The sequence below is a fragment of the Rhizobacter fulvus genome (genome assembly GCF_964020785.1).
On record NZ_OZ224516.1, the window covers coordinates 2413529 to 2425737 of the forward strand.

At 70.8% G+C, this 12209-nt stretch carries 13 protein-coding genes; 8 read left to right on the plus strand and 5 right to left on the minus strand.

Annotation, left to right across the window (positions count from 1 at the left end; all coding sequences use genetic code 11):
- Both ACWH49_RS11520 and ACWH49_RS11525 read left to right on the plus strand, forming a co-directional pair.
- A complete protein-coding gene (locus ACWH49_RS11520; protein ID WP_448171590.1) occupies positions 1 to 897 on the plus strand; it encodes an NAD(P)-dependent oxidoreductase in 897 nt (298 codons plus the stop codon).
- Complete coding sequence (locus tag ACWH49_RS11525; protein ID WP_448171591.1) at positions 894 to 1253, plus strand: translation initiation factor Sui1; 360 nt, start codon at positions 894 to 896, stop codon at positions 1251 to 1253. The genes ACWH49_RS11520 and ACWH49_RS11525 overlap by 4 nt, the downstream gene beginning before the upstream one ends.
- Position 1254: 1 nt before the next feature.
- On the opposite strand, the gene ACWH49_RS11530 is transcribed toward ACWH49_RS11525, so the two are convergent.
- The 3 genes from ACWH49_RS11530 to chrA are packed head-to-tail and all read right to left on the minus strand — an operon-like array spanning position 1255 to position 4443.
- Positions 1255 to 2484 (minus strand): YbfB/YjiJ family MFS transporter, encoded by a 1230-nt coding sequence (locus ACWH49_RS11530; RefSeq protein ID WP_448171592.1) that lies wholly within the window; start codon positions 2482 to 2484, stop codon positions 1255 to 1257.
- Complete coding sequence (locus ACWH49_RS11535) at positions 2481 to 3035, minus strand: DUF3617 domain-containing protein (protein WP_448171593.1); 555 nt, start codon at positions 3033 to 3035, stop codon at positions 2481 to 2483. The genes ACWH49_RS11530 and ACWH49_RS11535 overlap by 4 nt, the downstream gene beginning before the upstream one ends.
- Positions 3036 to 3063: 28 nt before the next feature.
- Entirely contained in the window at positions 3064 to 4443 is a 1380-nt protein-coding gene (chrA, locus tag ACWH49_RS11540; protein ID WP_448171594.1) for a chromate efflux transporter, read from the minus strand.
- Positions 4444 to 4481: 38 nt separating this feature from the next.
- Here chrA and ACWH49_RS11545 point away from each other — a divergent pair, with 38 nt between their 5' ends.
- On the plus strand, positions 4482 to 5561 hold the full coding sequence (locus tag ACWH49_RS11545) for a DMT family transporter (protein ID WP_448171595.1): 1080 nt from the start codon (positions 4482 to 4484) through the stop codon (positions 5559 to 5561).
- Between the two features lie 3 nt (positions 5562 to 5564).
- Here the strand turns inward: ACWH49_RS11545 and ACWH49_RS11550 are convergent, their stop codons facing one another.
- A complete protein-coding gene (locus tag ACWH49_RS11550; protein ID WP_448171596.1) occupies positions 5565 to 6209 on the minus strand; it encodes a TetR family transcriptional regulator in 645 nt (214 codons plus the stop codon).
- Positions 6206 to 6979 (minus strand): ferredoxin--NADP reductase, encoded by a 774-nt coding sequence (locus tag ACWH49_RS11555; protein ID WP_448171597.1) that lies wholly within the window; start codon positions 6977 to 6979, stop codon positions 6206 to 6208. The genes ACWH49_RS11550 and ACWH49_RS11555 overlap by 4 nt, the downstream gene beginning before the upstream one ends.
- Before the next feature lie 143 nt (positions 6980 to 7122).
- Here ACWH49_RS11555 and ACWH49_RS11560 point away from each other — a divergent pair, with 143 nt between their 5' ends.
- Genes ACWH49_RS11560 through ACWH49_RS11580 form a run of 5 tightly spaced genes read left to right on the plus strand, consistent with a single transcriptional unit; the run spans position 7123 to position 12198 of the window.
- The gene (locus ACWH49_RS11560; RefSeq protein WP_448171598.1) at positions 7123 to 8703 is read left to right on the plus strand and encodes a 6-hydroxynicotinate reductase; all 1581 of its coding nucleotides are present in this window, start codon (positions 7123 to 7125) and stop codon (positions 8701 to 8703) included.
- Between the two features lie 5 nt (positions 8704 to 8708).
- Positions 8709 to 9605: a UPF0280 family protein gene (locus ACWH49_RS11565; protein WP_448171599.1), complete on the plus strand. Its 897-nt coding sequence runs from the start codon at positions 8709 to 8711 to the stop codon at positions 9603 to 9605.
- A 49-nt stretch (positions 9606 to 9654) separates the two neighbouring features.
- Positions 9655 to 10305 carry an amino acid synthesis family protein gene (locus ACWH49_RS11570; RefSeq protein WP_448171600.1) on the plus strand — a complete coding sequence of 217 codons (651 nt, stop codon included), beginning with the start codon at positions 9655 to 9657 and terminating at the stop codon, positions 10303 to 10305.
- Between the two features lie 36 nt (positions 10306 to 10341).
- Positions 10342 to 10926: an amino acid synthesis family protein gene (locus tag ACWH49_RS11575; protein WP_448171601.1), complete on the plus strand. Its 585-nt coding sequence runs from the start codon at positions 10342 to 10344 to the stop codon at positions 10924 to 10926.
- 60 nt (positions 10927 to 10986) lie between these two features.
- Entirely contained in the window at positions 10987 to 12198 is a 1212-nt protein-coding gene (locus ACWH49_RS11580; RefSeq protein WP_448171602.1) for an ABC transporter substrate-binding protein, read from the plus strand.
- The last annotated feature ends 11 nt before the right edge of the window (positions 12199 to 12209 follow it).

The following is a 12209-nucleotide window of genomic DNA, read 5'->3' on the forward strand; positions in this document are numbered from 1 at the left end:
ATGCAGAAGATCGGATTCATCGGCGCCTCGGGCCTGATGGGCCACGGGATGGCCAAGAACCTGCGCGCCAAGGGCCATCCGCTGGCGCTGACCGTGCACCGCAACCGCGAGCGCGTGGCGGACCTGCTCGCCGCGGGCGCGACCGAGGCGGCCTCGCCGGCCGCGCTCGCGCAGGCGTGCGAGATCGTCTTCATCTGCGTCACCGGCTCGCCGCAGGTCGAGGCGGCGGTGACGGGTGCGAACGGGCTGCTCGGCGCGGCGAAGCCGGGGCTCGTGATCGTCGACTGCTCGACCAGCGAGCCCGGCTCGACGACGACGCTGCGCGAGCAGTGCGCGGCCGCCGGAGTCGCGTTCGTCGACGCGCCGCTCGCGCGCACGCCGGTCGAGGCCGAGCTCGGCAAGTTGAACGTGATGGTGGGCGCCAGCGCCGAGCACTTCGCGCAGCTGCAGCCGGTGCTCGCGACCTTCGCCGAGAACGTGATCCACGTCGGCGGCCCGGGCGCCGGCCACACGATCAAGCTGCTGAACAACTTCATCGCGCAGGCGATCTGCACCGCGACCGCGGAGGCTTTCGCGACCGGCCAGCGCGCGGGTGTCGACCTGAAGAAGCTGGTCGAGCTGGTCTCGGCCGGGGCGGTCAACTCGGGCCTGTTCCAGGCGATGGCCAAGACGCTGGACGGCGACATGACCGGCCTGAAGTTCGAGCTCGACAACGCCCGCAAGGACCTGCGCTACTACACCCATCTGGCCGAGTCGCTGAACGTGCCGAGCGTGATCGGCGAGGCGGTGCACCAGTCGCTCTCGATCGCCAGCGCGCTGGGCCACGGCGGCAAGTACGTGCCGGCACTGGTCGAAGCGCAGGAGCAGCTCACCGGCGCAAAGATCGTCCCGCGATGAAGGGACGCTCGGCGAGCGGCGGGCTCGTCTACTCGACCGACGCCGGGCGCATGTGCCCGGCGTGCCGCCAGCCGATCGCGGCGTGCGTCTGCGGTCGGAAGGCGGTGCCCGCGGGCGACGGCATCGTGCGCGTCTCGCGCGAGACCAAGGGCCGCGCCGGCAAGGGCGTGACGCTGGTGAAAGGTCTCGCGCTCGATGCGGCGGCGCTGACCGTGATGGGCAAGCAACTCAAGGCCGCCTGCGGCTCCGGCGGCACGCTCAAGGACGGCGTGATCGAGATCCAGGGCGATCACGTCGAGCGCGTGATCGAACGCCTGAAGGCCGAGGGCCACGTCGTCAAGCGCGCGGGCGGCTAGCTCAGGCGCGCTGCACCGGATATGCCCGCACCATCCACAGGTACAGGCCCGCGCCGACCACCAGCGCCCCGGCCGCGATTTCGAGTGACAGCGTGAAGCCCGCCCCCGCGCTGGCGCTGCGGTGCAGCAGCCACGCGACCAGCGGCGGGCCGACGATCTGGCCGATGCCGTAGGTGGCGGTCAGCAGCCCCATGTAGCTCGACGCCAGGGCCGGGCGCAGGCGCCGCACCTCCTGCATCGCGAAGAAGGTGATCGCGGTGAACGGCACCCCGAGCATCAGGCTGCCGATCGCGAACCCGGACAGGCTCGGGCTCCAGACACTGATGCCGATGCCCGCCGCCTGGATCGCGTAGCTGCCGGCGAGCAGCAGCCGCAGGTCGCCGTCGGTGCGCAGCCGCGTCGCCAGCAGCGCGCCGATCATCACGCCGGCGCCGAAGATCGGCCAGAACATGTCGAGCCACGGCGAACCGGGCAGCGCGGCGCGCGCGATCACCGGCAGGAACGTGGCGGTGACGATGTAGCCGAAGCCGGCGATGCCATAGGCCGCGGTCAGCGCCGCGATCTCGCCGCGGCCATGGCCCGCGTCCGGCGGCACGCCGGCGGCCATCGCGCCTGCCGCGGGCGCCGGCGCCCCGGCGCCCCCACGGAACGTGCGCCACACGAGGGCGATCAGGCCGGCGGCCAGCACGCCGAAGATCGCCCAGCCGGTCGCCGCATGCCAGCCCCACTGCACCATGCCGCTGGCGAACACGCCGCTGACGACGATGCCCGCGCCCGGGCCGGTGTACATCACGCCGCCCATCGCGCTCGCGCCGCGCCGCGCGAGCTGTGCCAGGCACCAGCCCGAGGTGTAGACGAACACGACGGCGCTCGCCACGCCCGCCGCGAAGCGCAGCAGCGGCCACGCCGTCGCCACCGGCAGCGCCATCCCCAGCGTCAGCAGCGCGGTGGCGACCAGCCCGGCGCGCAGCAGCCACGGCCCGTTGACCGGCGGCAGGCGCGGCGCGCGCTTCCAGATCCACGGCTGGAAGGTGCACAGCAGCGCGCCCGCCAGGTAGCCGAGGTAGTTCGCGCTGGCGAGCCAGCTGGCGGTGGGCAGGTCGACGACGCCGTCGTGCAGCATCATCGGCAGCAGCGGCGTGAACGCGAAGCGGCCGATGCCCATCGCGACGGCGAGCGACACCGCGCCGGCCAGTGCGACCGCCCAGCGGCCCGGCCGAGGCGCCGTCACTTCGACGGCGGCGCGCCGAGCGGCTTGACGTCGCCGCAGTCGGCGCCGAGCCACTTGCCCGTCATCTCCATCGTCATCTGCCGGGCCTGGCCCTGGGCCTGCGTCGTGACGTTCGCGGTGCCGGTGTAGGCCTTGTCGCTCACGTAGGTCAGCTGGCCTTCGCCGTTGACCTGCTGCGGCGTCGTGCAGGCGAACTTGTAGCTCATCGTGTTGCCGCTGCGCTTGATGTCGGCCGGCTTGCAGTCGCCGGTCATGCGCGCCTCGGGCGGCTTGGCCGCCTGCTCTTTCGTGAGGCAGAACTTCGCGGTCGTCCCCTGTGCGCCCATCGTGACGCCGCGGCTCTTCATCATCGCGTCCATCTGCTTGCGCTGCTCGGGCGGCATCGCATCGAGCTGCGCCTGCATCTGGGCTTGCGCCTTCTCCATCTCGCCGCCGGGCGACTTCATCCTGAAGGTGTGCTCCCAGAGGCCCGGCGCCTGGGTCTGGGCGTGGGCGACACCTGCGACGAGGGTCAGGGTCAGTGTGGCGGCGATCAGGCGGATGGATGTCATGGCGGTCCTCGGTCGGTGAGGCGCCAGTTTACGGGGCGACCATCGTCACGATCAGGCCCGCGACGGCGCAGCCCGCGAGCAGCGGCAGCACGCCGACCTTGAAGCGGAACAGCGCCAGCGCCGCGCCGCCCATGATCACCGCCGACGCCATGCTGACCGACCCGCCCAGGCCCTGCGGCCACAGCACGTGGTACGCGAAGAACAGCGCCAGGTTCAGGATCACGCCGACGACCGCGGCCGTGATCGCGGTCAGCGGCGCGGTGAACTTCAGCTGCCCGTGGGTCGACTCCACGATCGGCCCGCCGGCCAAAATGAATACGAACGACGGCAGGAAGGTGAAGAAAGTCACCACGCTCGCCGCCAGCGCCGCGCCAAGGAACAGCGCGTCGGGCCCGAGCACCTGCTTCGCCCAGCCGCCGACGAAGCCCACGAACGCGACCACCATGATCAGCGGACCGGGCGTCGTCTCGCCGAGCGCGAGGCCGTCGATCATCTGCGCGCCGGTCAGCCAGTGCTGGTGCTCGACCGCGCCCTGGTAGACGTAGGGCAGCACCGCGTACGCGCCACCGAAGGTCAGCAGCGCGGCCTTGGTGAAGAACCAGCCCATCTGCGTCAGCGTGCCGTCGGCGCCGACGCTGGCGAGCAGCACCGCCATCGCCGCGACCCACAATCCGAAGCCGATCGCCAGCACCCGCGCGAGCCGGGCACGCGTGAACAGCGCGTGCGGCGGGGTCGGCGTGTCGTCGTCGATCAGCGCGCGGCCGCAGGAGGCCTGCGCCGCACCGTGCCCGCCCCCGAGCGCGAAGAATGCCGGGGCGTGACGGCCGCCGAAGTGGCCGATCAGCCCTGCGGCCAGCACGATGAACGGGAACGGCACGTCGAACGCGAAGATCGCGACGAACGCCGCTGCGGCGATCGCCCACAGCCAGGGGTTCTTCAGCGCCCGCGAGCCGATGCGGTGCGCGGCGTGCACCACCAGCGCCGCGACCGCCGGCTTCAGCCCGAAGAAGACGCCCGCCACCACCGGCACGTGGCCGAACGCGAGGTAGATCCACGACAACGCGATCAGGATGAACAGCGACGGCAGCACGAACAGCGCGCCCGCAACGATGCCGCCGCGCGTGCGGTGCAGCAGCCAGCCGATGTAGGTGGCGAGCTGCTGCGCCTCCGGTCCGGGGAGCACCATGCAGAAGTTGAGGGCGTGCAGGAAGCGCCTTTCGCTGATCCAGCGGCGCCGTTCGACGAGCTCGGTGTGCATGATCGCGATCTGCCCCGCCGGCCCGCCGAAGCTGATGAAGCCGAGCTGCAGCCAGAACGCGAACGCTTCGCGGAAGGGGACGGCACGCGGCGCCTCCGAGGGTCCGGCGGCTCGCCCGGCATGCTTGTCGACGGCGGCATCGGGGTTCATCCGGCCGCACTCTACCGTGGCGCTACAGTGGCCCGACCATGCCTTTCCGCTTCGATCTCCCCGCGTTGCGCGGCGGCCTGCTCGCGCTGGCGGCGGCGCTGCTGTTCGGGCTCAGCACGCCGCTGGTCCAGCGCTTCGGCGCCGGGCTGGGCAGTTTCACGACCGCGGCGCTGCTCTACGCAGGGGCCGCAGCGGTCGGCGCGCTGTCGCGGCGCTCGGCCGCGCGCGAGGCGCGGGTGCGGCGCGAGGACATCGGCCGGCTGGCGCTGATGGCCTTGTTCGGCGCGGTGATCGGCCCGGTCGCCCTGGCCTGGGGGCTGCAGCGAAGCGGCGGCGCCGCGGCCTCGTTGCTGCTGACGCTGGAGGCCGTGTTCACGGCGGTGCTCGCGCGCGCCTGGTACGGCGAGGCGATCGACCGGCGCCTCGTGGTGGCGCTGGCGCTGCTGACGGCGGGCGGGATGCTGCTCGTCTGGCGCCCGGACGCCGCGGCCGAAGGCCTGTCCATCGGCCTGCTCGCGGTCGCGCTCGCGACGCTCGCCTGGGGCGTCGACAACGCGCTGTCGCGCGGTGTCGCAGCGCGCGACCCGGGCGCGGTCGTGATGCTGAAGAGCGCGCTCGGCGCTTCGGCCGCGTTGGCGATCGCCGTCGGCCTCGGCGAGCCCGTGCCGGCCACGACGGCGGCGCTCGCGCTGCTTGCGGTCGGCGCGGCCGGTTACGGTCTCAGCCTGCGCCTGTACCTGCTGGCCCAGCGCGCGTTCGGCGCCGCTCGCACCGGCTCGGTGTTCGCGCTCGCCCCGTTCGTCGGCGCGCTCGGTGCGATCGCTCTGGGGGATCGCAGCGGCACCGTATCGACGCTGCTGGCCGCCCTGCTGATGCTCGGCGGCATCGCGCTGCACCTGGCCGAGCGCCACGCGCATGCCCATGCGCACGAGGCGCTGGCTCACGAGCACGCGCACCGTCACGACGACGGGCACCACGACCACCCGCACGCCCAGATGCCCGAGGGCGCGCACAGCCACCCGCACCGCCACGCGCCGGTGCGTCACGCGCACCCCCACGTGCCGGACGCGCACCACACCCACTCGCACTCGCCGCGCACGCGGCTGCGATCCCGATGACCGTCAGGCGGGCGCCAGCGTGCGCAGCACCGAGTCGATCAGGAACGACTCCCAATGCGCCAGCGCCGTGGGCGTGTCGAGCTGCTCGCCGAGGAAGGCCGAGAGGGTGAACCGGTTCGACAGGTAGAAGTAGCCCATCGACGCGATCATCAGGTAGACGTCGCGCGCCGCCACGTCGGCACGGAACAGGTTCTGCTGCACCCCGCGCGCCAGCACGTCGCCGAGCGCGCTGACCGCGGGCGACGAATACTCGCGCGCCCGCAGCGACTTGGCGATGTGCTTGCCGCGGTGCAGGTTCTCGGTGTTGAGCAGCGTGATGAACTCGGGGTGCTTCTGGTAGTGCAGCCACATGAAGCGGATCACCGTCTGCAGCGCCTCGACCGGATGCGCGTCGGCAAGCGAGAGCTTCGACTCGGCCTCGTTGAAACGCCGGTACATCTCCTCCAGCACGGCAATGAAGAGACCTTCCTTGCTGCCGAAGTAGTAGTAGATCATCCGGTCGTACGACTTCGCGGCCTTGGAGATCTGCTCGATCCGCCCGCCCGCGTAGCCGTGCTTCGCGAACACCTTGGTCGCCGCGCGCAGGATGTTCTCGCGCGTGGCCGCCGCCGCCTGGGCCCGGACCCCGAGCGGCCGAGTCGCGGTCATTGCTCGGCGAAAGCCCGCTCGATCACGAAGGCGCCGGGGGTCGACGTGTTGCCTTCCTTGAAGCCGCGTGCTTCGAGCATGTGCTTCAGGTCGCGCAGCATGCCGGGGCTGCCGCAGATCATCACGCGGTCGTGCACCGGGTCGAGCGGCGGCAGGCCGAGGTCGGTGAACATCTTGCCGCTCTCCATCAACTCGGTCACGCGGCCCATGTTCTTGTAGGCCTCGCGCGTCACGGTCGGGTAGTAGCGCAGCTTGCTGCTGACCATGTCGCCGAGGAACTCGTGCGCCGGCAGGTGCTCGGTGACGAGGTCGTGGTACGCCAGTTCGTCCTTGGTGCGCACGCCGTGCACCAGGATCACCTGCTCGAAGCGCTCGTAGGTCTCCGGGTCGCGGATGATGCTCATGAACGGCGCCAGGCCGGTGCCGGTCGACAGCAGGTACAGGTGCTTGCCGGGCGTCAGGTAGTCGATGACCAGCGTGCCGGTCGGCTTCTTGCCGACGATGATCTTCTCGCCCACCTTGATGTGCTGCAGCTTGCTGGTCAGCGGGCCGTCCGGCACCTTGATGCTGAGGAACTCGAGGTGGTCCTCGTAGTTGGCGCTGACGATGCTGTAGGCGCGCAGCAGCGGCTTGTTGTTGACGCGCAGGCCGATCATCGTGAAGTGGCCGTTCGAGAAGCGCAGCGCGGGGTCGCGCGTGGTCGTGAACGTGAACAGCTTGTCGGTCCAGTGGTGCACGCTCAGCACGGTTTCTTCGTTGAAGGCGCTCATGGTCGGGTCCAGCGAGAGGTAGGAGTGATTCGGTTGCGCCGGCCGGGGCCGGCATGTAGTATCCGCAACATCGTCGTTCAGTAAATACTACATGAAACGGCGATCCGGGGCTTGCTTCAGGGTTGGAACACGATCGTACCGCGATGAACGAACACACCAAGACCGACGGCTTGCCCGAGACCCTGCAGGTGCTCGAGCGCTCGCGCCCGCGCAACGAGCGCATGGCCACCGACAAGATCGAGTGCAATGCCTGCCCGGTGCTGTGCCAGATCTCGCCCGGCAAGACCGGCGCCTGCGACCGTTACGCCAACGCCGACGGCACCCTGATCCGGGTCGATCCGGTGGTGCTGCTGCGGCGCACGCTGGACAGCGGCGACGCCGCGCTGGTGCCGTTCGTCGCGCGCAGCGATGAAAGCGACGCGGCCATCGCCGCCAACCCGCTCGCCGCGCAGGACGAGGTGTTCGTCACCGGCGTCGGCTCCGGCACCACCTACCCCGACTACAAGCCGGCGCCGTTCATCGTCGCCTCGCAGGTGGCGGGCGTCGACATGATCACCGTCGTCACCGAGGGCATCTTCAGCTACTGCAGCCTGAAGGTGAAGATCGACACCGACCGCTGGCTCGGCCCCGAGCAGGCCAACGTGCGCTGCAGGGGCGAGGTGGTCGGCCACGTCACGACGGCCGAGTACGGCTCGCAGATGCTCTCGCTCGGCGGCGTGCACCACCTGACCGGCGGCAGCAAGAAGGAGGGCCGCGTCACCTGCGAGATGATGCTGGCGCTCGGCAACAAGCAGGCGGTCGAACTCTCGATCGACGGCGGCGCCCAGGTCGTGATCCAGTCCGGCAAGGCGCCGATCGTCGGCGGCGTCGAGGAGCAGCGGATGCGGGTCGGCTGCGGCTCGGCCACCGTCGGCATCTTCGCGAAGCAGTTCTTCGGGCAGGCCGACGAGGTCGTCGTCGTCGACGACCACATCACCGGCGTGCTGACCCAGCACCAGGCCGGCCGTTGCCTCGACATGCGGCCCTCGGGCATCCAGATCCGCGGCCGCAAGTCGACGCCGGGGCGCTACTTCCAGGTCGCGAACCCCGGCACCGGCTGGGGCGGGACCGACCTGGTCGATCCGCTGGCGATCGTCGAGGGCTGGGACGGGTCGGTCGCGTGGCCGGGCCTGAAGTTGCTGATGGTCTCGACGACCGGCGAGCACGCCGCGTGGTACGTGCTCGACGACGCGCTGGTGCCGCAGCAAGCGGCGATGCCGGCGGCCGTCCAGGCGGTCGTCGACCGCATCGGCGAGAACTGCGAACCCTCGCTGACGACGGTGCTCTTCCTTGGCGGCGCGGGCGGCAGCCTGCGCGCCGGCGTCACCGACAACCCGGTGCGGCTGACGCGCTCGATCAAGCAGGCCGTCGTCAACGTCACCTGCGGTGGCGCGCCGGCCTATGTGTGGCCGGGCGGCGGTATCACGGTGATGGTCGATGTCGCGCGGATGCCCGACAACAGCTTCGGCACCGTGCCGACGCCGGCGATCGTCGCGCCGATCGAGTTCAGCATGACGCTGGCGGACTACCAGGCACTCGGCGGACACATGGAGCACGTGCGCTCGCTCGGCGACGCGCTCGCCCGCGGCGCCTGGCACGACGACGGTGCACCGACCGCGCGGCGCTTCGAGGCGCTGCCGGCCGCCACTCCGTGGCCGCTCGGGCAGCCGCCGCTGCTGGGATGAGCGCGATGCACGCGACACGCGCTCGCCTGGCCGACGGCCGCTGGCATTTCCAGCACGGGCCGATCGATCTCGTGATCGGCGCCGAGGGGGAGCCCGGCGCCGTCGAGGCCGCGCACGGGGCCGCCTGGGCGCGGTTCCAGACCGTTCTGCCCGAACTCGTCGCCGAGCTGCGCACGCTGCGCCTGCCGGTGCGCGGGCCCTGCCCGCTGCAGGGCGTGGTCGCGCGCCGCATGTGGCTCGCGTGCCGGCCATTCCATTCCCAGTTCATCACGCCGATGGCGGCGGTCGCGGGCGCGGTCGCGCAGGAGATCGTCCCGGCCTATGAGCGCCCCGGCATCGACCGCGCGTGGGTCAACAACGGCGGCGACATCGCGCTGCACCTCGCGCCGGGCGCATCGGTCAAGGTCGGCCTGTTCGCCGACCTCGCGCGCTTCGACCCGGCCGATGGCGCGCCGCGTCTCGACGGCAATTTCACCGTGACCGCCGACCTGGCTGTCCGCGGCATCGCGACCAGCGGCTGGCGCGGGCGCAGCTTCTCGCTCGGCATCGCCGACAGCGTGACGGTGCTGGCACGCACCGCCGCGATGGCCGACGCCGCGGCGACCGTGATCGGCAACGCCGTGAACGTCGACGACAGCCGCATCGCACGCCGCCCGGCGTGCGAACTGAAGGACGACAGCGACCTCCGGGATCTGCCGGTCACCGTCGCGGTGCCGCCGCTGCCGCCCGTGCAGGTGCAGGCGGCCCTGCAGGCCGGCGCGGCCCGCGCCCGCGCGCTGCAACGCGACGGGTTGATTCATTCGGCGCTGCTCGTATGCCAACATCGCGCCCTCGGCGTCGAAGCCACAGCGCCTGGCGAATTGCCGTCGGCCGCCAAGGCGGTTGGTTCAGTATTTGCTTAACGAAAGTCGAGATGCACGCCACTGACTTCACGACCGCAAGGAGCGCCCGGTGATCGAGATCCGCCGCGTCTTCACCCACGTCGAGGACATCCACCACGAGTTCGGCCCGGTCGCCGCGGTGCCGTTGCGCCGCGGCGCCATTGGCGCGGTGCTGACGAACCCGTTCGCCGGCCGGTACGTGCAGGACATCCTGCCGATGATGGACGCGCTGCAGCCGGTCGGTATCGACATGGCGCAGCAGCTGCGCGCCGCGATGGACGTGCCGGTCGAGCGGATCGAGGGCTACGGCAAGGGCGCCATCGTCGGCGCCGCCGGCGAGCTCGAACATGGCGCGCTGTGGCATGTGCCGGGCGGCTACGCGATGCGCGAGCTGCTGGGCTGGAAGGGCGATCGGAACGCCTACGCGGCGGGCAAGTCGTCAAGCATCGCGGCCCCCGCCGGCCAGACCCAGAACGCGCTCGCGATCGTGCCGTCGACCAAGAAGGTCGGCCCGCCCGGCGCGACGCTCGACGTGCCGCTGACCCACATCAACGCCGCCTATGTGCGCAGCCACTTCGACGCGATCGAGGTGCGCGTGCCGGGCGCACCGTTGCCCGACGAGATCGTCTTCATCCTGGTGATGAGCACCGGAGCGCGGGTGCACTCGCGCGTCGGCGGGCTGAAGGCGGAAGACATCGCCAAATGGGATGGACTGCGCTGAGCGCAGGGAACGGCCTGCGCCGAAGGAACCACGACCATGCTTGCAAAGATCAGAAAACTCATCGTCCAGGTCGACGAGACCCGCATCGAGATGGGCCGGGCGGTCACGCCGCCGACCCGCCGCGCGCTCGCGATGGCCGTGATCGAGAACCCGTTCGCGGGCCGCTACGAGGAAAACCTGGACGCGCTGATCGCGATCGGCGAGGAACTCGGCGGCCTGCTCGGCGACAAGTGCGTCGCGGCGCTCGGCATCGCGCCCGGTGCGGCGCAGAGCTACGGCAAGGCCGCGATCGTCGGCGAGGCCGGCGAGCTGGAGCACGCCGCCGCGATCCTGCACCCCAAGCTCGGCGCGCCGCTGCGCAAGGCGGTCGAGAAAGGCGCCGCGCTGGTGCCGTCGGCCAAGAAGCGCGGCGGCCTGGGCGCCGCGATCGACGTGCCGCTCGGCCACAAGGACGCCGCCTTCGTGCGCAGCCATTTCGACGCGATGGAAGCGCGCGTCGCCGATGCGCCGCGCGCCAACGAGATCGTGGTCTGCGTCGCCGTCACCGACAGCGGCCGGCCGCTGCCGCGCATCGGCGGCCTGCAGGCCCACGAGATCAAGGGCGAGGATGGTTTGCGCTGATTCGCGCCTGCACGCCCCGCCAGCACAATTCACCGAACCTGTTTTCCCAAGGAGCCACCGATGACCCAACGCCGCCCCCTGCTGCTCGCCGCCACCGCCGCCGCGGCCTCGCTGATGTTCTCGGCCGCGCACGCGCAAGGCGGGCCGACGATCAAGATCGGCGAGGTCAACAGCTACAAGGCGCAGCCGGCCTTCCTCGAACCGTACAAGAAGGGCATGGAGCTGGCGGTCGAGGAGATCAACGCGGCCGGCGGCGTCAACGGCAAGAAGCTCGAGCTGATCACGCGGGACGACAACGCCAGCCCCGGCGACGCGGTGCGCGCGGCCGAAGAGCTGGTCTCGCGCGAGAAGATCGACGTGCTGGCCGGCGCGTTCCTGTCGAACACCGGCCTGGCGCTGACCGACTTCGCGAAGCAGAAGAAGTTCTTCTACCTCGCCGGCGAGCCGCTGACCGACAAGATCATCTGGGGCAGCGGCAACAAGTACACCTTTCGCCTGCGCCCCGGCACCTACATGCAGGCCGCGATGCTGGTGCCCGAGGCGGCCAAGCTGAAGAAGAAGCGCTGGGCGATCGTCTACCCGAACTACGAGTACGGGCAGTCGGCCGTCGCGGCGTTCAAGGAGCTTTTGCGCGCCGCGCAGCCCGACGTGGAATTCGTCGCCGAGCAGGCGCCGCCGCTCGGCAAGCTCGACGCCGGCAGCGTCGCGCAGGCGATCGCCGACGCGAAGCCCGACGCGATCTTCAACGTGCTGTTCGGCGCCGACCTGACCAAGTTCGTGCGCGAGGGCACCACGCGCGGCATCTTCCAGGGCAAGGAAGTCGTCAGCGTGCTGACCGGCGAGCCCGAGTACCTCGACCCGCTGAAGGACGACACCCCGAACGGCTGGATCGTCACCGGCTACCCGTGGTACGGCATCCAGACGCCCGAGCACAAGGCCTTCTTCCTCGCGTACCACGGCAAGTACAAGGACTACCCGCGCCTGGGCTCGGTGGTCGGCTACACGATGATCAAGTCGATCGCCGCCGGCGTGAAGAAGGCCAAGAGCACCGAGGCCGACAAGCTCGTCGCCGCGTTCGAGGGGCTGCAGATGGATTCGCCGTTCGGCAAGTTCACCTACCGCGCCGAGGACCACCAATCGACCATGGGCGCGTTCGTCGGCCGGACGAAGAACGAGGGTGGCAAGGGCGTGATGGTCGACTACAAGTACCTCGACGGCGCGAAGTTCCTGCCGTCGAACGACAAGGTCAAGGCACTGCGCGCGCCGAACTGATCTTTCCGCGC

What these genes read in the sequence shown, in the direction of transcription:
- chrA (WP_448171594.1), bottom strand. Translation starts at nt 4,443, where the DNA reads ATGAACCCCGATGCCGCCGTCGACAAGCATGCCGGGCGAGCCGCCGGA.
- ACWH49_RS11535 (WP_448171593.1), bottom strand. Translation starts at nt 3,035, where the DNA reads ATGACATCCATCCGCCTGATCGCCGCCACACTGACCCTGACCCTCGTC.
- ACWH49_RS11545 (WP_448171595.1), top strand. Translation starts at nt 4,482, where the DNA reads ATGCCTTTCCGCTTCGATCTCCCCGCGTTGCGCGGCGGCCTGCTCGCG.
- ACWH49_RS11575 (WP_448171601.1), top strand. Translation starts at nt 10,342, where the DNA reads ATGCTTGCAAAGATCAGAAAACTCATCGTCCAGGTCGACGAGACCCGC.
- ACWH49_RS11520 (WP_448171590.1), top strand. Translation starts at nt 1, where the DNA reads ATGCAGAAGATCGGATTCATCGGCGCCTCGGGCCTGATGGGCCACGGG.
- ACWH49_RS11580 (WP_448171602.1), top strand. Translation starts at nt 10,987, where the DNA reads ATGACCCAACGCCGCCCCCTGCTGCTCGCCGCCACCGCCGCCGCGGCC.
- ACWH49_RS11560 (WP_448171598.1), top strand. Translation starts at nt 7,123, where the DNA reads ATGAACGAACACACCAAGACCGACGGCTTGCCCGAGACCCTGCAGGTG.
- ACWH49_RS11550 (WP_448171596.1), bottom strand. Translation starts at nt 6,209, where the DNA reads ATGACCGCGACTCGGCCGCTCGGGGTCCGGGCCCAGGCGGCGGCGGCC.
- ACWH49_RS11555 (WP_448171597.1), bottom strand. Translation starts at nt 6,979, where the DNA reads ATGAGCGCCTTCAACGAAGAAACCGTGCTGAGCGTGCACCACTGGACC.
- ACWH49_RS11525 (WP_448171591.1), top strand. Translation starts at nt 894, where the DNA reads ATGAAGGGACGCTCGGCGAGCGGCGGGCTCGTCTACTCGACCGACGCC.
- ACWH49_RS11565 (WP_448171599.1), top strand. Translation starts at nt 8,709, where the DNA reads ATGCACGCGACACGCGCTCGCCTGGCCGACGGCCGCTGGCATTTCCAG.